The sequence below is a fragment of the Catenulispora sp. GP43 genome (genome assembly GCF_041260665.1).
Taxonomy (GTDB): domain Bacteria; phylum Actinomycetota; class Actinomycetes; order Streptomycetales; family Catenulisporaceae; genus Catenulispora.
The window spans coordinates 110477-129527 of record NZ_JBGCCT010000020.1; the positions used below are offsets into that span (position 1 = coordinate 110477).

At 69.5% G+C, this 19051-nt stretch carries 13 protein-coding genes; 3 read left to right on the top strand and 10 right to left on the bottom strand.

All coding sequences use genetic code 11. The features are described from left to right. Window positions 1–3: 3 nt before the first annotated feature. From ABH926_RS33870 to ABH926_RS33895, 6 genes are all read right to left on the bottom strand, one after another. A complete protein-coding gene (locus ABH926_RS33870; RefSeq protein WP_370370021.1) occupies window positions 4–1887 on the bottom strand; it encodes an IPT/TIG domain-containing protein in 1884 nt (627 codons plus the stop codon). A gap of 122 nt (window positions 1888–2009) precedes the next feature. After that, window positions 2010–4088 (bottom strand): tetratricopeptide repeat protein, encoded by a 2079-nt coding sequence (locus ABH926_RS33875; RefSeq protein WP_370370023.1) that lies wholly within the window; start codon window positions 4086–4088, stop codon window positions 2010–2012. 284 nt (window positions 4089–4372) lie between these two features. Further along, on the bottom strand, window positions 4373–4693 hold the full coding sequence (locus tag ABH926_RS33880) for a trypco2 family protein (RefSeq protein ID WP_370370024.1): 321 nt from the start codon (window positions 4691–4693) through the stop codon (window positions 4373–4375). Between the two features lie 73 nt (window positions 4694–4766). Beyond that, on the bottom strand, window positions 4767–5165 hold the full coding sequence (locus ABH926_RS33885; RefSeq protein WP_370370025.1) for a hypothetical protein: 399 nt from the start codon (window positions 5163–5165) through the stop codon (window positions 4767–4769). Between the two features lie 4 nt (window positions 5166–5169). After that, window positions 5170–5328 (bottom strand): hypothetical protein, encoded by a 159-nt coding sequence (locus ABH926_RS33890; protein WP_370334120.1) that lies wholly within the window; start codon window positions 5326–5328, stop codon window positions 5170–5172. A 103-nt stretch (window positions 5329–5431) separates the two neighbouring features. Continuing rightward, window positions 5432–5842 carry a cytidine deaminase gene (locus ABH926_RS33895; RefSeq protein WP_370370026.1) on the bottom strand — a complete coding sequence of 137 codons (411 nt, stop codon included), beginning with the start codon at window positions 5840–5842 and terminating at the stop codon, window positions 5432–5434. A 245-nt stretch (window positions 5843–6087) separates the two neighbouring features. On the opposite strand from ABH926_RS33895, the gene ABH926_RS33900 reads away from it, so the two are divergent. Then, the gene (locus tag ABH926_RS33900) at window positions 6088–8997 is read left to right on the top strand and encodes a hypothetical protein (protein WP_370370027.1); all 2910 of its coding nucleotides are present in this window, start codon (window positions 6088–6090) and stop codon (window positions 8995–8997) included. Window positions 8998–9256: 259 nt separating this feature from the next. Here the strand turns inward: ABH926_RS33900 and ABH926_RS33905 are convergent, their stop codons facing one another. From ABH926_RS33905 to ABH926_RS33920, 4 genes are read right to left on the bottom strand one after another with little or no spacing between them, the layout of a single operon-like run. Continuing rightward, complete coding sequence (locus tag ABH926_RS33905) at window positions 9257–11665, bottom strand: glycoside hydrolase (protein ID WP_370370028.1); 2409 nt, start codon at window positions 11663–11665, stop codon at window positions 9257–9259. After that, window positions 11662–12606 carry a carbohydrate ABC transporter permease gene (locus tag ABH926_RS33910; protein ID WP_370370029.1) on the bottom strand — a complete coding sequence of 315 codons (945 nt, stop codon included), beginning with the start codon at window positions 12604–12606 and terminating at the stop codon, window positions 11662–11664. Before ABH926_RS33910 ends, ABH926_RS33905 begins: the two co-directional genes overlap by 4 nt. Beyond that, complete coding sequence (locus tag ABH926_RS33915; RefSeq protein ID WP_370370030.1) at window positions 12603–13493, bottom strand: carbohydrate ABC transporter permease; 891 nt, start codon at window positions 13491–13493, stop codon at window positions 12603–12605. The genes ABH926_RS33910 and ABH926_RS33915 overlap by 4 nt, the downstream gene beginning before the upstream one ends. A gap of 5 nt (window positions 13494–13498) precedes the next feature. Beyond that, window positions 13499–14818, bottom strand: a complete 1320-nt coding sequence (locus ABH926_RS33920; RefSeq protein WP_370370031.1) for an ABC transporter substrate-binding protein — start codon at window positions 14816–14818, stop codon at window positions 13499–13501. Window positions 14819–15002: 184 nt separating this feature from the next. On the opposite strand from ABH926_RS33920, the gene ABH926_RS33925 reads away from it, so the two are divergent. Then, a complete protein-coding gene (locus ABH926_RS33925) occupies window positions 15003–16049 on the top strand; it encodes a LacI family DNA-binding transcriptional regulator (protein ID WP_370370032.1) in 1047 nt (348 codons plus the stop codon). A 221-nt stretch (window positions 16050–16270) separates the two neighbouring features. Continuing rightward, window positions 16271–19051, top strand: coding sequence for a hypothetical protein (locus ABH926_RS33930; RefSeq protein ID WP_370370033.1), 2781 nt, complete (start codon window positions 16271–16273; stop codon window positions 19049–19051).

Genomic DNA, 19051 nt, shown 5'->3' on the forward strand with positions numbered 1-19051 from the left:
TCGTCAGCCGGGCACGGTGTACGTGTATCGATCAGCCGTGCTGATCGCGCTGGTGTCGACGTCGGTGGAGACCCGGACGTCGACCGTGAACGCCAGGTTCGGCCGGAGCATCGCACCGCCCGCCGGTGACATTCCCGCTGGTGACGTACCCGCCGGTGACATATAGGAACTCACCGGCGGTGCGATGGCAGTGATCTGCGTGGGGGAGTCCAGCGTGTACGACGCCGCCACGCCGCCGAACGACACGCGGAACGCGCCGGTGAACCGGATGCCGGTGATCGTGACGGCGGTGCCGCCGAGGTAGAGGCCCACGGACGGGCTCACCGAGGTGATCACCGGCACGGGGGAGAAGAACGTGAACCTGTCGGCCGCGGTGGCCGGGCTGGTGCCCGCGGAGTTCGTGACCGTCACGTCGACGGTCCCGTTGGTCTGCGCCCGGGTCACCGCCGTGACCTGGGTGTCGGAGTCCACGGTGAACGAGGAGGCCGCCGTCCCGCCGAAGTAGACCGCGCTGGTGGTGCCCAGGTCGGTGCCGGTGATCGTGACCGAGGTGCCGCCGCTGGACACGCCGCCGGACGGACTCAGGCCGGTGACGGTCGGCGCGGACTCGGCGTAGGTGAACTTGTCGCCCGCTCCGGTGGCGCTGGTGCCGTTGTCATCGGTGACGGTGACGTCGAACGTGCCGTCGGTGTGCGCCGGGGCCACGGCGGTGATCTGCGTGCCGGAGTCGACGGTGAACGAGGCGGCCGGGGTCCCGCCGAAGTCCACGCCGGTGGCGCCGGTGAACAGGCCGCCGGTGATGGTGACCGTCGTGCCGCCGGCCTCAGGGCCCTGCGCGGGACTGACCGCGGACACCGACGCGGCGGGCGCGACCCGGACGAACCCGACCGCGCCCGGGACCCCGAGCCCGGTCGTGAGTGTGGAGGTGACCGCCCCGGTGGCGATATCGATCACGGACAGGCCGTGCCCGCCGTTGGCGGAGTACAGCGTGGTCCCGTCGGGGGTGAACGCCATTTCGCCGCACTCGTCCGGCAAAGTGGCGGTGATGGACCGGCTTGCCAGGTCGATGACGGCGACGTCCTTTCCGGTGATGCAGTTGTAGGCGGTGGTGCCGGCCGGGTTCAGGACGCCGTCGTCGGCGACGCCCCCGACGGGGAGCGTGGCCGAGACGGTGCCGCCGGCGGTGTCGATCACGTCGAGGGCGTCGGTGTCCCACCGGGCGATGTAGAGCGTCGACCCGTCCGGGCTGACGGTCAGCCCCTCGGGATTGCCCGACAGGGGGATGGTGCGGGTCACCGCGCCGGTCGCGCTGTCGATCGCGTCGACGCCGGGGGGCGGCCCGTCGTCGTTGTACAGGGCGTAGACCGTGGAGCCGTCGCCGGTGAACGCGATGCTGCCCAGGCCCGGGGCCGTGCCGGCCGTCATCGTGACCGTCGCCGAGGCGGTGTCGATCACCGAGATGCCGCCGCCGTAGCAGCCGACCCACACCTGGGTGCCGTCCGGCTTCATCGCCTCGGAAAAGGGGCTGGCGCAGACCGGGACGGTGTGTGTGACCGTGCTGCTCGCCGCGTCGATCACCGAGACGGTGTCGCTGTTGTAGTTCAGGACGTAGGCCGTGCCCCCGTCCGGGCTAACGACGATTTTGTACGGATAGGCTCCTACCGGGATCGTGCCGACGACGGTCTTGGCGGCCGGGTCCATCACGCGCACCGAGTCGCCCGCGGAGTCCACCACGTACGCCAGGGTGCGCACTGTGGCCGCGTGTGCGGGCGGTGCCGCTGCCGCACCGGCCACCCCGGCGAAGGCCAGGGCGAAGGCGGCGAAAGTGGTGAAGGCGGCGACGCCGGACGCCGATCGCCGCCGGACCTTCCTGAGCTCGGGTAGCACTGGGTGTTCCCCTCCCGAAAGCCACTGAATCAGAGCACGAATACACTCGATCACACTCCAGGTGTACCGCGGCCGAGGCTGCCTGTCGTGGCGGGGGAACACGTAACGCGACGAGACCCGAACTACCCGTGCCGTGCCATCGCGTCCTGCACCGCCGCCTTGGCGGCCGGCACCGAACTCGTCAAGCGGCGGTCCAACGCCGGGAACCAGGCATCGTCCTCGTCGGGCCCCGGGCCCGGCCCCAGCCGCGGCACCACGAACTCCAACGCGCGGTAGGCCTGCAGGAAATCCGGTATATGAGCCTCGCTCCGGCACGCCAGCCGGCTCCATATGTCCAGCGCCGTCATCGCCGGCCGCAGAGCCTCCTCCCAGCGTCCCGCCTCCACCAGGATCAATACCGCCTCATTGAGCGGACCACCCGCGCGCCACTCCGTATCCGGATCCAGCGGATCGAGCCGGTTCCACATCTTCAAAGCACCGCCCAGCTCGGCCATGAACGCCGGCCACGCGCCAAGCCGGTGCTGCCAGACCGCGAGCCGGAGCTTGTACCCCATCAGGCGGCCCTCGATGCCGCCCGTGTCATTCCCGGCATCGAACCCCATCCGATGCCGGTGCTCGCCGATGGCGATGGTCTGCTCCATCGTCTGGCACGCCTCAGCGGTACGCCCCAGATCCTCCAGGATGCCGGCCATGTTCAACAGGGAACTCATCAACATCGGCTCATAAGCGCGCGGATCGCGCCGAGCCAGTCGGCGCTGGGCCTCTACGGAGGCCTCGATCACGTGCAGCGCCTCATCGAGCCGGCCGGTGGCTTGCAGCAGCAGCGCGAGATTGGAGCGCCATACGCCGAGCGGCAACTCCTGATCCGCCAACGGACCGCTCATCTGTTCCCAGGCCGCCACCGCCCGGCCCATGAGGCGCACGGCCTCGTCCAGGCGGTTCATGTCCCACAAAGTCTGAGCCAGACTCTCCAGGTTCAGGGCGAGCGACGGCGGCATGTGCAGTTCTGAGGCGCCGACTCGCTCCACCACCGCCAGGGCCTGCCCGAGATACCGCAACGCCTCCTCGTGCATCCCCAGATCCATCTGGTCACGCATCAGCAGACACAGCGCGCTCGCCAGCCGGTGGTCGTCACCGAGATCGGTCCCGTCCACCTCCTGCCAGGTTTCCACCAGCTCCTGCGCTGCCGCCAAAGACTCCTGCGGACGGCCCGCAGCGTGCAGCGAGGACATCAGCAAAGACAGCGCGACGTCGAGCATGCCGCGGGCAGAACTGAACAAGGGGTTGGTGGGCATTGTATTGGGCATCGCACCGGGCATCGCAGTGCCTTGCAGCGACCGCCGGGCGATCGCCACCGAGTCCTGAGCAAGCCGCACCGCGACATCACTCAAACCGCCGGCCGCTTCGCGAAGGGCATCACTCAGCGCGATCAGTACCGGAAAATCGAAACTGGTCTCCGCCAGTGCGTCGCCGAGGGCATCCCGGATGCCGGCGGCTCGAGCCGTCAGGCCCGTCTGATGATGCGCGGCGACGGCGCGGGCGAGCACCGTCACCAGGCGTACCTGCTGATCGGCGGCACCCTGCGCCAACAAGGCCGCCAACGGAAACGACACCCCGAGATCAAGGACAGCGAGCGAAGCAAGATACTCACCCACTCGATCAGGTTGGAGAGGTCCCCAAAACTGATCGGGACCAGGCGGATAGAGGGCGCGCAGCCACACCGCGACAGCCGGCCCCTGGGCAGCGGCCAGCTCCGGAAGCACGCTGATGGCCGCGAGAGCCTCAGTCTCGTTCGCCGCGCCACACAACGTCGCAACCGCCACAGCCCGCAGCACCAGCGTCGGATCCAACGCCCCCAGACGCTCCGCAGACCGCATCCAGTACCGCTGCTCATGCCGAAGCAGAGTCGCCTCCGCCGGTTCTTGGGGCGCGGCACGCACCGGCGCGGTGCCGTGCTGGAGCAGAGTATTGAGAGCGGCCATCTGCACCGCGAGTACCGACTCAAGGCCTGCGCTGGCCAGGTGCCAAGGCACGCCCAAAGAAGCAGCCAACGCCGGCCATCCGGCCGCCGGACGACCGGGAAGACCCGGCAAGCCCTCCAAGAGACCCGCAAGATCCCTTATCGCGTCCGAGAACAACGCGTCGCGAGCCTGACCCGGGCCGTCCATCGGGACCAACGGCGCGAGCGCCGTCGTCGGCACGCGGGCCAGGATCTCATCGGACTGCGACGTGCCGAAACCGCTGCTCTGCCAGGGGCCTGCGGCGCGGGCGAGAAGCAGCAGCCGGGTGCGGTGCCGGCCGTCCCGGCGCCGTCTCGATGACGTGGCCTGCGGTCAGGACCAGGCGCGGCGCGATGAGATAGCCCGATCCGAACCCGATGCCGTCATCCTCATAAACCCGGATCTGTACTCGCCGGTCGAACTCCACCCGGCACCTTCCCCCTCAGCCCGAATTTTCGCGGTACTTGGCCTGCGCGGTGTCCCGACTACGCCGTGTCCCGATCACGGACATCGATCGGGGCGAGATCGGCGCCGTGTGCTTCGAGTTGTACCGTGACTTTGTGCGTGGCTTTGTTCGCCTCCTCGGCCTTGCCGCCCACGCTGACCACCGCGAACCGCAGCCCCGCGTCCCCGCCGTGGGTGCGGGTCAGTTCGAGGCCTAGCTCCAGCGTGATCCCGCCGAGCGTGAAGTGCACACCGCTGTCTCCCTCAACCGCGACCCGCCGCTGTGCCTCGGCCACCTGCCTGCGCAGAAGCGTGATCGCATCGGCCAGATCGAGCCAGTCTTCCCCGCCGCCGTCGCCCACGGACCCTCCAAGATCGTCTTCCCCCGGCCGACCCGCGACCGTTCGCAGCATGCTACCGATCGGACACGGCGGCTCAGTCGGCCCGCTTCAGCCACGGTGCGAGCCACTGCTTCATCCACGACGGGGCGCGCATGTGGTCGTGGGCGCACTGCTCGGCCCACAGCGCGGCGTGCTCGGGGTCCAGGGTGAGGACGATGCCGTCGGCGGCCAGCAGGACGTCGGCGACGCGGATCGCGGTCGCGGTATTGGAGATCTCGAAGGTGCGGTAGCGGATCAGGTCGATGACCAGGTGCACGGCGCGGTCCAGCGGATCGGGGTACTCCAGCTCCCAGGCCCGGGTGCGGGGCGACCACACCACCCCGTACGCGACGGACAGCGCGACCGGGAGGATCGCGGGGTCGCGCGGTCTCCCGTCGCCGCCGCAGACCTGGTTCACGCGGCAGATCTGCTCGGGCGTGAGCCGGAAGGTCACGGCGTCACGACCAGGTCGCCTCGGCCTCGGCGATCGCCTGGTACGCCTCGCCGTTGCGCTCGCCGGAGTCCGCCAGCAGGTCCTCGAACAGCGCGTCGGGCATCGGCTCGGCGCCCAGGAGCGGATCCGGGTCGGGCAGACGGCGCACAGCAGCTTCGGCCATGACGACCACGGTAGCGAAGCGGGAGGCGGCTGTCCCGGGATCGGGGGTGGGATGTTCGGGAAGCGGGGCCCTGCGTCGAAGGTGCCGACGGGGCTTGCGCGACTCAGTCGAGCGGGTCGGGCCATTCGTTGGCGGGCAGCAGTTCGCGCAGCGTCGCCGTCCGCCGGCGTCCAAGGATCACCTCGGTGTCGATGTTGTCCCAGTCGATCTGGCGAATGAATTCCCTGCACCGGCCGCAGGGTGGCAGGACGAACCAGACGCCGTCCTCGTCGCGCCAGACGGCGACGATCCGTGCGATGCGGTACTCGCGGGCCGTGACCATGGCGCTGATGGCGGCGTGTTCGGCGCAGAAGCCGGTTCCGGATCCGGTGTCGATGCAGACGCCCGCGTAGGTGTTCCCGTCTTCGGTGAGCAATGCGGCGCCCACGTCGCCGAACAGGCGGTCGCCCACTTTGTGCGGATGGACGACGGCCTGGGCGGCGGCGATGAGTTCGTCGTTCGACACGGTGATCATGCGACGGAAGGTACCGGTGCCGGCTTGCCGGGGCCAGCCGATTTGCACGGTCCGATTTGCACAGTGGCGATAACGTTGTCTACAGGCTTCTGAGATCATTCTGTAACAATGAAGAGGGTTGACCTGGCTCCGCAAAGCTCTAACGTTGCCCACGCGGATAACGTTATCTCGCCTCTCTCCGAAGGTCCGCCCACAGTGCCCGGCACAGCTCTGCAGGGCACTGCCACCCGAAAGGTCACTCCGCAGTGACAAGTCATCCCCGCTCCAGCCGGCGCCTCGCCGGCTTGCTGGCCGCCGTGCTCACGGCCGCCGGCCTCGTCGCGGTCCAGAGTGCGCCGCCGGCCGACGCGCACGCCTCCGCCGACGCACACACCTCAGCCGACGCGCACACCTCCGCCGACGACCCCACCCCGGCCCAGGCCCTGAGCACCGTCGCGCGCTTCCAGGGCGTCTGGAACTCCCCGCCCACCTCCCTGGCCACCGGCGAGACCGTCGACGCCCCGCTGCTCGGCAACGGCGACGTCGGCGTCGCGGTCGGCGGATCGATCGACGATCAGACCTTTTACCTGGGCAAGAACGACTTCTTCTCCACCGCGACCAACGGCATCGAGCCGCTGGGCCGGATCGTCCTGGCGGTGCCCGGTATGGCCGGTTCGAGCTACCACGTCGTGCAGAACATCGCGCAGGCCCAGGTCGAGGGCACCTACACGCTCGGCGCGAGCACGCTGGCGTCGACCAGCTGGATCTCGGCCGACGAGAACCTCTTCGTCACCACGCTTCGCCTGTCCGGGACCAGCACGCAGGCCGCGACCGTCACGCTCCAGGACGGCCAGGGCAAGACGCCGACCACCTCGAGCCGCGGCGCCGTGCTCGACGCCGATGTCCAGGCCGGCACCACGCCCGCGACCGGCAACCCGCAGGCCCGGGTGGCGACCACTGTCCTGGGCGGGCGCGCCGGTATATCGGGCAACCAGATCAGCCTGACCCTGAAGCCGGGCGTGACCTACACCCTGGCGGCGGCGATCCAGAGCAGCCACGACACCGCCGCGTATCAGACCGCTGCCGATTCGATGGCCTCCTCGCTGACGCCCGGCTCGCTGGCGAAGGTCCGCGCGGCCAGCCAGGCCTGGTGGCGGACGTACTGGTCCCAGTCGTTCGTCCAGATCCCCGACCAGGCGGTGGAGAAGAGCTGGTACGGCTCGCTCTACCTGCTCGGCTCCGTGTCCCGGGCCGGCAAGTACGCGCCCGGGCTCTGGGGGAACTGGATCACCGGCGAGATGAACTGGAACGGCGACTACCACGCCAACTACAACTACGAGGCGGCGTTCTACTCCGCGCTGTCCACCAACCACATCGCCCAGATGGGGTCCTATGACGCCCCGGTGCTGGCCTGGATGCCCAACGGGGAGGCGAAGGCGGCCGCGAACGGGTTCAAGGGCGTGCTCTACCCGGTGGGGATCTCGCCCAACGGCACCAGCGCCGTGGACGATCTCTACAACCAGAAGTCCGACGCCGTGAACCTGGCCAGCGACATGGTCATGGAGTACGAGTACTCGCACAGCGCCGCCTACGCGCAGAAGGTCCTGCCCTACCTCGAGCAGGTCGGCCTGTTCTGGCAGAACTACCTCACCTGGGACGCGGCGACCGGGACCTACCAGATCGAGAATGACGCGCCGCAGGAGGGCGACCCCTACCCGCAGACCAACAGCATCCTGTCCCTGGGCCTGGTCCACCTGCTGTTCCAGGGGCTGATCGATATGAGCTCGTCGCTGAAGGTGAACGCCTCGCTCATCCCCACCTGGCAGAACATCGACAGCAAACTCGCCCCGCTGCCGACCATGACCAGGAACGGGCAGACCGTGTTCAGCGAGGCCTCGCAGGGCGCGGGCTGGGTCAGCGACGGCAACGACATCGCGATCCAGGCGGTCTACCCCGGTATGCAGGTGGGCCTGGACAGCTCGGCCGACCTGCTCCAGACCGCGCGGAACACCGTCACCCAGCTCGACAACTGGAACAGCGACAACTCCCCGGCGACGCTCTACGCCGCCGCGGCCATGGTCGGATACAACCCCAGCACCCTGATGGACGAGCTGCACGACGAGGCGACCAACCAGTCGTACCCGAACATGTCCGTGCACCACTACGGCGGCGGCGTCGAGAACCTCAACGTCACCACCTCCGGGCTCGACGAGATGCTGCTCCAGTCCTTCCAGAAGGACGTGAAGGTCTTCCCGGACTGGCCGGCCGGGTCGAACGCGAAGTTCGGCGACCTGCTCGCCTACGGCGACTTCCTGGTCTCCAGCAGCATCAAGGGCGACTCCGTCCAGTACATCCAGGCCACCAGCCAGGCCGGCGGCGACTTCACCTTCACCAACCCCTGGGCCGGCCACGCCGTCGCCTACTACGCGGACGGCGCCTACCGGGGCACCGTCTCCGGCACCAAGATCACCCTGCCCACCGCGGCCGGCGAGACGATCGACCTCGCCCCGGCCGGCACCGCGCTCGCCACGATCCGCACCGAGCTGGCCCAGCCGGCCCAGAGCTCGACCGCCGCTTCGTTCAGCACCGGCTTCGAGGCCGGTCAGCCCCAGCCGACCTGGACCGACACGGTCGACACCGTCGACGCGAAGGGCGGCGGCGACAACGATGTCAGCGGCCTGTGCTGCGGACTGGCCGGGCCGCAGGCCGGCGTGCGCACCGGCGAGCAGGCGCACAGCGGGACCGCCGCGTTGATGTATTCGGGTTCTGCGAACGGTGGTGCGTACGCGCATGCGTACTTGCAGGTGTACGCCTTCAACGGGTCGCCTCTGACCGTCGGGAAGGACACGACCCTGAGCTACTGGATCTTTCCGCAGTCCAACGCCACCACGCCATGGGTGCCGGCGGGCTCGGACGACAGCTCGTGCGTCGCGGCGGACCTGATCTTCACCGACGGCAGCGACCTGCGCGACACGGCGGCCACCGACCAGTCGGGCAACGGCATCCATCCGGCCGACCAGTGCGGCCACCTGACGCTCGACGCCTGGAACCACGTCACCGTGAACCTGGGCGCGGTCAAGGCGGGGGCGGGGATCAGCAAGATCCTGCTCGGCTACGACCAGCCGGGGGCGAGCGGGGGGTACCGGGGGTACGTCGACGACCTCAGTATCGGCTGAGGTCGGGGGCGGGCGGCCCGGCAGGCTGGTTGACCGGCCTGCCGGGCCACCAGCCTGCCGGGCGGTGAGGCCTGCCGAGCCAAGCACCCAGGATCGTCACTCGTCCGCTGTCATTCTCGGTCCGGTAGACCGCCGTGGTCGGGACGCGGTCCAGTACGATGTTGTAGTTCGGGCCGAGTACCAGGGGGTATGGGATCACCCCGGGTGGTGGTGTCGCTGGACCGAACGGCGCAGCGCCGGCCGCAGTTCTCGTGGTCGGCTACAGCCCGCCTTCCGACGGCGCGCGCCCACCGCCGGTCACCGGCCACGTGAGAAGCGGGCTTCTCAGCATCGCGGCATGCCTCGCGATCTCAGCCGCATCATGCTCGGCCAGGGTCAGGAGTCCGTACCGGAGCTTGACCGGTCCGTTCTGCACCTGCGGGAAGTTGGTGTCCCAGTAGTTGTTCGCGATCCAGCTCAGCAGCAGCGGATCCCGGTCGCGGGGGACGGCGTCCGGCGGCGGGCCGAAGTGGAAGCCGCCGAACTGGACCAGCGGGGCGTCGGGGGTGAGCAGTGCGACGGCGCCGTGGTCGTCCCACATGGCGGCCGAGGACTGCGCCGTCACCCAGCCGCGCGAGGCGCCGGGCAGTTGCTCGTCGTCGAGCAGGACGCTCTGGCCGGCCGTGTCGAAGGCGGCGTGCCATCCCGCGTCCAGGGCCAGGGGGAGCGCGAGGTAGATCCCGGTGGGGGAGGTGTCGCCGGCGAGGTCGACCGCGATGTCGATGTGGATGACCGGGTCGGTGGCGTCGAAGCCGATGCGCTGGATCAGGCTCCTGGTTCCCGGGGCGGCGAAGCGGCGGATGAGGGTCACCCGGCCCGGCCGTTCTTCGACCGAGCAGTCCACCACCCGCTCCGCGGGCGCGTGGCGCGGTGTCCACGCCTGCCAGCACGACTCGTCGAGCATCTCGCGGTCCAGGTTCCGCTGGTAGAACGCGCGCCGGCCGCCCTCGACGAGCTCGTCGGGCTGTTCGCGGACGAAGGACAGCAGGTCCGTGCCGGGCCTGGGGCGCAGCACTTCGCGGCCGGTCGCCCGGTCGACCAGGGAGGTGATCCGGCCGGAGGCCGGGTCGTAGGTCAGGTGGTGGAACGGCGACTCGATGTGCGCGGTGGCCGCCACGCGATCGACGGCGGTGGCGAAGTTGAGCTCGCGGGCCGCCTTCTCATGCCGCACGACCGAGTGCGTGGGCTGATGGGCGAAGACCGGCTCGGGCAGGTCTTCGAGCCCGACGACCCGCCAGCTGCGCGGTGCCAGATCGACCGTTCCGAACCGGCGCCGCGCCTCGTCCGGCTCCGGCGTCCGCCACGGCCGGTTCTCGTAAGCCATCCGGCTGGCCCGGTACGTCCGCTCGGTGGCGGGCGTCGTCGCGGTGAACCAGGGTTCGGGCAGGTCAAGGGCCGTGGTGCGAGGGTGCTCGGTGGGGTTGACCAGCAGCACGCCGCTGATGCCCTTGTCCGCGACCGGGTTCCCGGCCAGCTGTTCCAGCGAGTCCAACACCGCGAACGCCGCCAGCTCGTGCCCTTCGTGCGCGCCGGCCAGTTTCATCGTCTCGATGCCCTGGGCCTGCGGATTGCCCGGATCGCTGTTCCAGTGGCTCCACGTGTGCTCGTCGAACAGATCCACGTGCTCGGCGGCTTCAGCGAGCAGAGCCGGGTCGGCGCCCAACACCTCGGCGGCGGCGAGCAGCGGCTTGGACTGCTGGTTCACCGCCGTCGCGGCCGGGGAGGCGCCTACCCCGAAGCTCCAATAGTCGGTCCAGTCGCCCCGCAGCGTCGGGACCTCTTCGGCCGGGACGCGCAGAACTCGTTCCCGGAGATCGTCGAAGGTCGCGTACCGGATGCGGGGTCCGTGCCCGCCTTCGTTCCACCGGCGTATCAGGTCGGGCAGGAACGGGTTCGGCGGCGCGTTGTCCCACATGACCGGGGAGCAGGTGGACGTCAGGTACACGAACGGCAGCCGGTAGCCGTCGCGGGTCAGCCGGTCCTGGAAGGCGGCCCAGCCCTCGGCCATCCGTTCCACCGAGTCGTCCCAGGCGTTCAGGAGCTGGTCGAACATCGTGTAGTGGCTTCCGTTGAACACCCGCAGCGTCCGCCCCGACGGCGCCCGCCACCGGAACAGCCCGGGCCTGGGCGTCACCGGCGCGCCGAGATGCCGGTTGACGGCCGTGACGAACAGGTCGACGCCGGCGTCCAGCAACTCGTCGGCGATCGGCCAGGGGACGCCGTTCACGTCGTGCTGGCACGCGACCTCGATCCGGCGGCCGACCGCGTCCTCCAGCTCCCGCTTGCCGGCCAGCAGCCGGCGCAGGCCCGGCCGGTCGATGGTGGCGCTGACGTGCCAGCGCAGCGCGGACAGCCCGATCCGGCCCTGGTCGCACAGGTCCTTGAACCGGACGGTCTGCTCGGCCGGGGCGTCTGCCAGCCAGCGGCGCACCGGCTCGGCGGCCTCGCAGGTCCACTTCGGCCGGTGGTCCTCCGGCAGGTCGGCGGTCTGCTCGAGCCAGTCCATGGCCTGCGTGATGTATTCGGACTGCAGGCGCCACAGGATCGGCTGGGAGTGCGTGTATCCGACGTCGAGGTGGCTGTGGTGCAGAACGAGGATCTCCTCGATGCCGGGTACGGCGTCGGTCACTTGGTGGCTCCTGTGGTCAGACCGGCGATGAACTGCTTCTGCAGGGCGAGGTAGCCGGCGACCGGGATGATCGCGGCCAGGAACATCACGCCGAACAGCTGCGCGTAGTTGGTGGAGTACTGGCCCAGCGACAGATACAGACCCGTGGTGATGGTCTGGCCGCGCAGCGGGCCGAGGATGAACTGCGGGTTCATGAAGTCGTTCCAGATCCACAGGGACAGGAAGATCGCGACGGTCGCGGTGGCCGGGCGCATCAGCGGCATGATGATCCGCCACCAGATCCGCAGCATCCCGGCGCCGTCCAGGGCGGCCGCCTCGACGATCTCGCCCGGGACGGCCCGCAGGAACCCGGAGTACACGAACACCGCGAACGACAGGTACCCGCCGCCGACGTTGGACAGGATCAGGCCCGGATAGGTGTGGTCCAGGTGCAGGATCGTCAGGATCCTGATGGTGGGCAGCAGTACCACCGCCGGCGGGATCATCAGCCCGGCGGCGAACGCGGCCAGCACGACGCGGCGGAACACCGCCGAGCGCCGGGTCAGCCAGAAGCTGAACGCCGAGCCGAGCGGGACCACCAGCAGCACCGAAGCCAGGACGGTGACCGCCGAGTTGGTCAGCCCGATCTGGATGATCTTGTCCGAGCGGCCCAGCGCGTCGGTGATGTTGTGCAGCGTCGGCGGCGCGGGAGGCGCCGACGGGTTGCGCACGATCTGGTCCTGGGACTTGAAGGCGTTGATGATCGTCAGGTACAGGGGGCTGACGAAGGCCAGCGTCAGCAGCCCGGCCGCGGTCAGGTGACCCCGGGAGGCCCACGCCCGGCGGCGGGCCGGTGCCGCGGCGGGGGAGCGGGAAGGGCCGGCGGGGTCGGCGGGGTCGGCGGGCCCTGTGGTCCGCGACCGGGCGGCCGCGGTCGACGAGGTCGGAGTCAGGGCGGTCACAGGTCCACCTCTCGGCGTCGGAGCAGCCCGGTCACCGTCAGCGCGATGGCCGCCGACACCACCAGCAGCAGCATGGCCACCGCCGAGGCGTAGCCGAACCGGTCGTCGGTGAAGGCCAGGTTGATGATGTACAGCGCGGTGGACTGCGTGGAGTTCGCAGGTCCGCCGGAGGTCAGGGCGGCGATGATGTCGTACAGCTTCAGGGTCGTGATCAGGGAGATGGTCACGCTGATCGTGGTCCCCGGCGCGACCATCGGCAGGGTGATGCGCCGGAAGCGTGCCCAGCGCCCCGCGCCGTCGACGGTCGCGGCCTGGTACAGCTCGACCGGCACCGACTGCAGCGCGGCCAGGTGCACGACCGTGGTGAACCCGGTCAGCACCCAGGCGGCGACCAGCCCGACGGAGAACATCGCCAGGTGCGGGCTGCCCAGCCAGGTGACCGGCCTGCCGATGAGCCCGGTGCTGAGCAGCAGGTGGTTCAGGACGCCGTCCTGGGCCAGGATGTAGCGCCAGACGAAGCCGACGATGACCCCGGAGAGCACCTGCGGCAGGAAGGCCACGGTGCGCATCACCCGGTAGCTCAGCGAGGTCTTGTTCAGCAGCAGCGCGAACCCGATCCCGGCGGCGTTCGCCACGGCGGTCACCGCCAGGGCGGTGACCAGGGTGAAGGTGAGGCTGGACTTCAGGGCGTCGTCGTGCAGCATGTCCGTGTAGTTGGACACCCCGACGAACCGGGCGTGCGCCAGCAGCGGGTTCTCGTCGGTCAGGCTCTTCCACGCGCTCATGAGCACCGGGGTGACGATGAACAGCGCGTACAGGGCCAGGGCCAGCACGGCGATCGCGCCCAGGGCGCTCTCGCCGCGCTGACGGCGTACTCGGCCGGTCATGCCGCTCACCTGGTCGCCGCGTTCCAGGCGGAGTCGAGCTTGGCCATCTGGCCGGCGACGTCGTCGGAGCTGAACAGGGCCTGGCTGGCCGCGTAGTAGGCGTCGTTCAGGCCCGAGGGCATGGCGTCGTCGTTGGACGCCCACCCGATCGAGGACACCTTCGTGTTCTGGTCCGTCACGTAGGCGTAGGAGTCCTTGAACACCTGGGAGACGGTCACGTTGTAGTCGGCCAGGGTCTTGCCCTTGAGCATCGGGAACGCGCCGTCGCCCTCGATCAGGGCCTTGTAGTTCGCCGGGTCCAGCGACCAGGCCTCGGCGAACGCGGTCGCCTTGTCCGGGGCGGGGGTCTTGGCGCTGATCGCCATCGAGCCGCCGACCGCGAACGGCACGACCAGCGAGCCGTCGTCGGTGGGCGTCATGAACGCGCCGAAGTCGTCGGCGTGGTCCTTGGGGACGGAGCCCAGGAACCAGCTGCCCATCATGTACATCGCGGCCTTGCCGGAGGTGAAGTTGGTGATCGAGTCCGCATACTTCACCCCGAGCGCGCCGTCCTCGAAGTACCCGTTCTTGGCCATGGTGCGGTACTTGGCGACCGCGGTCTCGACGTTGGCGTCGGTGAACTTGACCTTGCCGGCGTAGCGCTCCTGCAGCCAGTTCGGGTCCTTGCCCAGCACGTCGGCGGACAGGATCCCGGTCAGCGGCATCGAGGCGGAGAACGGGTCGCCGCCGCCGAGCTCGATCGGGGTGATGCCGGCCTTCTTCAGCGCGGCGCAGTCGGCCATGAAGTCCGCCCAGGTCTTCGGCGGCTGGGAGAGCCCGGCCTTGCCGAACAGCGTCTTGTTGTAGAAGACCATCGGGATGATCTGCGAGTTGGTCGGCGGGATGTAGACCTTGCCCTTGTAGGCGTTGCCCATCGGCAGCAGGAAGTTGGCGTTCACCCAGCTCTGGTCGTACGGCTTGAGCAGCCCGGCCTGCACGAACGTCGACGGCGTGATCGACTGCAGCAGATCCGGGAACTGCCCGGAGGCCTGCAACTGCTTGGCGTAGGCGTCGCGGTCGGTGCTCGGCGCGATGAGCTTCTTGATGCTCAGGCCCGGGACGGCCTTCTCGCCGTCGGCGATCGAGGTGTCCCAGAACGACGTGGTCAGGCTGGGGGTCTCGAACGTCAGGTAGGACAGCGTGGTCGAGCCGCCGCCCTTGGACCCGGCCGACCCGCTCGATCCGCCGGGGGAGGCCGCCGCCGAACACCCGGCCAGAAGGAGTCCTGCGGCCAGGCCCGCCGCGAGCAGCCGGGTCGATCTTGCCGAGGGGAGCTGGTGCCGCATGAGAGTCTCCAGGGGATGCCAGAGGATGGATAGGCCGATCGAGCCGGCGGGCACGTCTCGACGTCGGGCCGGCTTCGAGATAACGTTATCCGGGAGGATGGCCTCCGGCGCTGAGGCGTGTCAAGGGTTCGACCGGATATCGGCGCTGTTACATGATGAGCACTCACACGATGAGGAGTCGCCGATGAGCCCTGCACGGGGCGGGAACGAGGCCGGGGGGCGGGCCAAGCGGCCGACCATGGTCGACGTCGCACGCGAGGCCGGAGTGGCCCTGCGCACGGTGTCGCGCGTGGTCAACGACGACCCGACGGTCGGGCCGGAGTACGTCGCCAAGGTCCAGGCGGCCATCGCCGCGCTGAACTTCCGCCCCGACGAGCGGGCCCGGCAGCTGCGCACCGGCGTCACCGGCACGATCGGCGCCGCGGTCCGCCGGATCGCCGAGGTCAACCCGGCCCTGGCGGCCATCGAGCAGACGGCGCGCGCCTCGCGCCTGACCCTGATGGCCTCCTCCACGGACTTCGACACCGCCCGCGAGCGCGACATCCTGGTCTCCATGTGCCGCCAGCGCCTGGACGGCATCATCGTCGAGCCGTTCGCCGAGAGCCACGCCTACCTGCAGCCGGAGATCGAGGCCGGCATGCCGATGGTGGCCATGGACCGGCCGATGAGCGGCGTGGCGGTGGACTGCGTCATGTCCGACAACGCCTCGGGCATCGGCATGGCCTTCCACCACCTGCACCGGCACGGACACCGCCGCATCGCCTACATCGGCGACAGCGAGCGGGTCTTCTCCGGCCACGAGCGGGCCGCGGCCTTCCGCGCCTCGCTGGTGGCCCACGGCCAGCCGGTGGCCGGCCTGGTGCACCCCGGCGAGATCACCGCCGACCGGGTCGCCGCGGCCCTGGACGCCGCCCTGGGCGGCCCGGATCCGGCCACGGCGCTGGTCACCGGCAACATGGACAGCACCATCGCGGTCCTGCGGCGGCTCGGTCCGCAGGCCGCCTCGCGCCTGGCGATCGTCGGCTTCGACGAGGTCCCGCTGTCCGACCTGCTCCAGCCGGCGCTCACCGTGGTGGCGCAGGACACCGCGAACATCGGGCGCACCGCCGTGGAGCTGCTGCGGGCCCGCATCGCCGATCCCTCGCGGCCGGTGCAGAACGTCGTGGTCCCGGTCTCGCTGACGGTGCGGGGCTCCGGCGAGGTGCCGGGCCCGGCTGTTTCGGCGTCGTGAACGCCCTTTGACAGCCCCCTTGACAGACCCGCGCGGTCGCTCCACTCTTTCGAGATAACGTTATACGGCGGCGCTTCGCAGACGCAGTCCCGCCGAGTCTTGCGCGCGGGCCGGACTCACGGCCCGGCGTCTCCCGTGAAGCGAGTGGTCGATTCATGAAACTCAGCCTGCGGTCCAGAAGGTCCGTCGCCGCGGGGGCGGTCGCAGCCCTCGTGGGTGCCATGCTCACCACCACCTCGACCGTTCCGGCCCGGGCGGACAGCGTCACCGCCAACCAGGCCTGGCGCATCGCCCAGCAGTACACCGGCGTCTGGACGAGCCCGCCCACGAACCTGACCGGCGGGGAGACCGTGGACGCGCCGCTGCTGGGCAACGGCGACATCGGCGTCGCGATCGGCGGGTCGATCGCGGACCAGACGATGTACATCGGCAAGAACGACTTCTTCTCCGGCTCCAGCCACGCCATCAAGCCGTTGGGGCGGATCGTGGTTACCGCAGCTGGGCTGAGCGGCTCGTCCTACAACGTGGTCCAGGACATCGCGCACGCCGAAGTGCGGGGCACCTACACCCTGGGCGGCCAGACGCTGACCACCACGAGCTGGGTCGACGCGAACTCCGGGACGTACGTCACCTCCTTCGCGCTCAGCGGCGGCAGCGCGCAGAGCATCGGCATCACCGTGCAGAACGGCTCCGGCGGCACGCCGACCGTCGGCAGCAGCGGCAACGACCTGGACGCCGACGTGGCCGCGGACACCGGGGCCGGCACCGACCCACACGCCCGGATCGCCGCGCGCACGATCGGCCAGACCCCGTCGATATCCGGCAACGCCATCACCCTGACGATGCAGCCGGGCACCACCTCCACGCTGGTCGCCGGCATCGTCTCCAGCATCGACAGCAGCTCCTGGCAGAGCAGCGCCGACGCGCTGGTCAGTACCCTGACGCAGTCCGACGTCGACACCCGCAAGGCCGCACACCGCAGTTGGTGGCAGGGCTACTGGTCGCAGTCCTACGTCGAGATCCCCGACAAGGCCGTGGAAAAGAGCTGGTACGGCTCGCTGTATCTGCTCGCCTGCGTCTCGCGCTCCGGGAAGTACGCCCCCGGGCTGTGGGGCAACTGGATCACCGGCGCGATGAACTGGAACGGCGACTACCACACCAACTACAACTACGAGGCGCCGTTCTACGCCGCACTGTCCACCAACCACATCGCGCAGATGGACGCCTACGACCAGCCGGTGCTGGACTGGCAGTCCGCCGGCCAGGCCCTGGCCTCGCAGAACGGCTACACCGGGGTGCTCTACCCGGTCGGCCTGTCGCCGAAGGGCACCAGCGCCGACACGAACCTGCACAACCAGAAGTCCGACGCCGCCAACCTCGCCAGCGACATGGTGATGCGCTTCGAGTACACCGGCGACACGTCCTACGCGACCAGGGTCTACCCCTGGCTGAAGCAGGTCGGGCTGTTCTGGCAGAACTACCTGACGTGGGACGCGGCGAACAACCGGTACGTCATCACCGACGACGCACCGCACGAGGACCAGTCCTACCCGCAGACCAACAGCGGCCTGTCGCTCGGCCTGGTCCACCTGCTCTTCCAAGGCCTGATCGACATGAGCACCGCGCTGAACCAGGATGCTTCCACCCGCGCCACCTGGCAGAACATCGAGTCCCATCTCAGCGCCCTGCCGACCATGTCGCTGAACGGCCAGACCATCCTGCGCGAGACCGAGGTCGGCAGCGACTTCGTCAACGACGGCAACGACATCGACGCCCAGGCGATCTATCCCGGCAGCCTGATCGGCCTGGACAGCGACCCGACCGCGCAGCAGACCGCCCGCAACACCATCGGCGCGCTGACCAACGCCTGGGGCGGCGGCAACGCCCCGGCCACCTTCTACGCCGCGGCGGCCCGGGTCGGCTACGCCCCGAGCACGATCCTGAGCAATCTCGACGACGAGGCCGCCAACCAGAGCTATCCGAACATGGCGATCCACCACAACGGCGGCGGGATCGAGAACATCAACGTCACCACCTCCGGGCTGGACGAGATGCTGCTGCAGTCGTTCCAGGACGACATCAAGGTCTTCGCCGACTGGCCGGCGTCCACGAGCGCGAAGTTCGGCGACCTGCTCGCCTACGGCGACTTCCTGATCTCGGCCGGCAAGTCCGGCAGCGCGGTGCAGTACGTCCGGGCCGTCAGTCAGAACGGCGGCCGCCTCACCGTCACCAATCCCTGGTCGGGCAGCGTCGAGGTGTACCGCAACGGTACCGACACCGGCGCCGTGTCCGGGGCGGAGCTCACCATCGCCACCTCCGCCGGCGACACGATCGACCTCGCCCCGGCCGGCACCGCGCTGGCGACCATCCAGTCCGAGCTGACGCAGCCGTTGCAGAGCGGATCCAGCAGCTCGTTCTCGTCCGGCTTCGAATCCACCGACCCGCCTTTGACCTGGAGCGACACCGTCGATACCGGCGGCGGCGGCAGCACCGGGGTCAGCGGGATCTGCTGCGGCGTGACCGGCCCGGAGGCGGGCATCCGCACAGGCGAGACGGCGCACACCGGGAGCGGCGCTTTGATGTACTCCGGATCCGCTCAAGGCGGCAGTAATGACTACGCGTATCTGAAGGTCTACGACCTCAGCGCCGATCCATTGGCCGTCGGGAGCAGCAAGACCCTGAGTTACTGGATCTACCCCCAGGGCAACGCCACCAGCACCTGGGTGTCGGCCGGCTCGACCAACAGCAGTTGTGTCGCCGTCGACATGGTCTTCACCGACGGCAGTACGTTGCGGGACTCCGGCGCTGTGGACCAGAACGGCAACCGCGCGCATCCCGCTTATCAATGCGGCCACCTGACGCTCGACACGTGGAACCACGTCACCGTCGACCTGGCGGCGAACAACGCGAACAAACAGGTCAGCCGGATCCTGGTCGGCTACGACCATCCCGGCTCCACCGGCGGCTATCGCGGCTACATCGACGACCTGGCCATCAGCTGA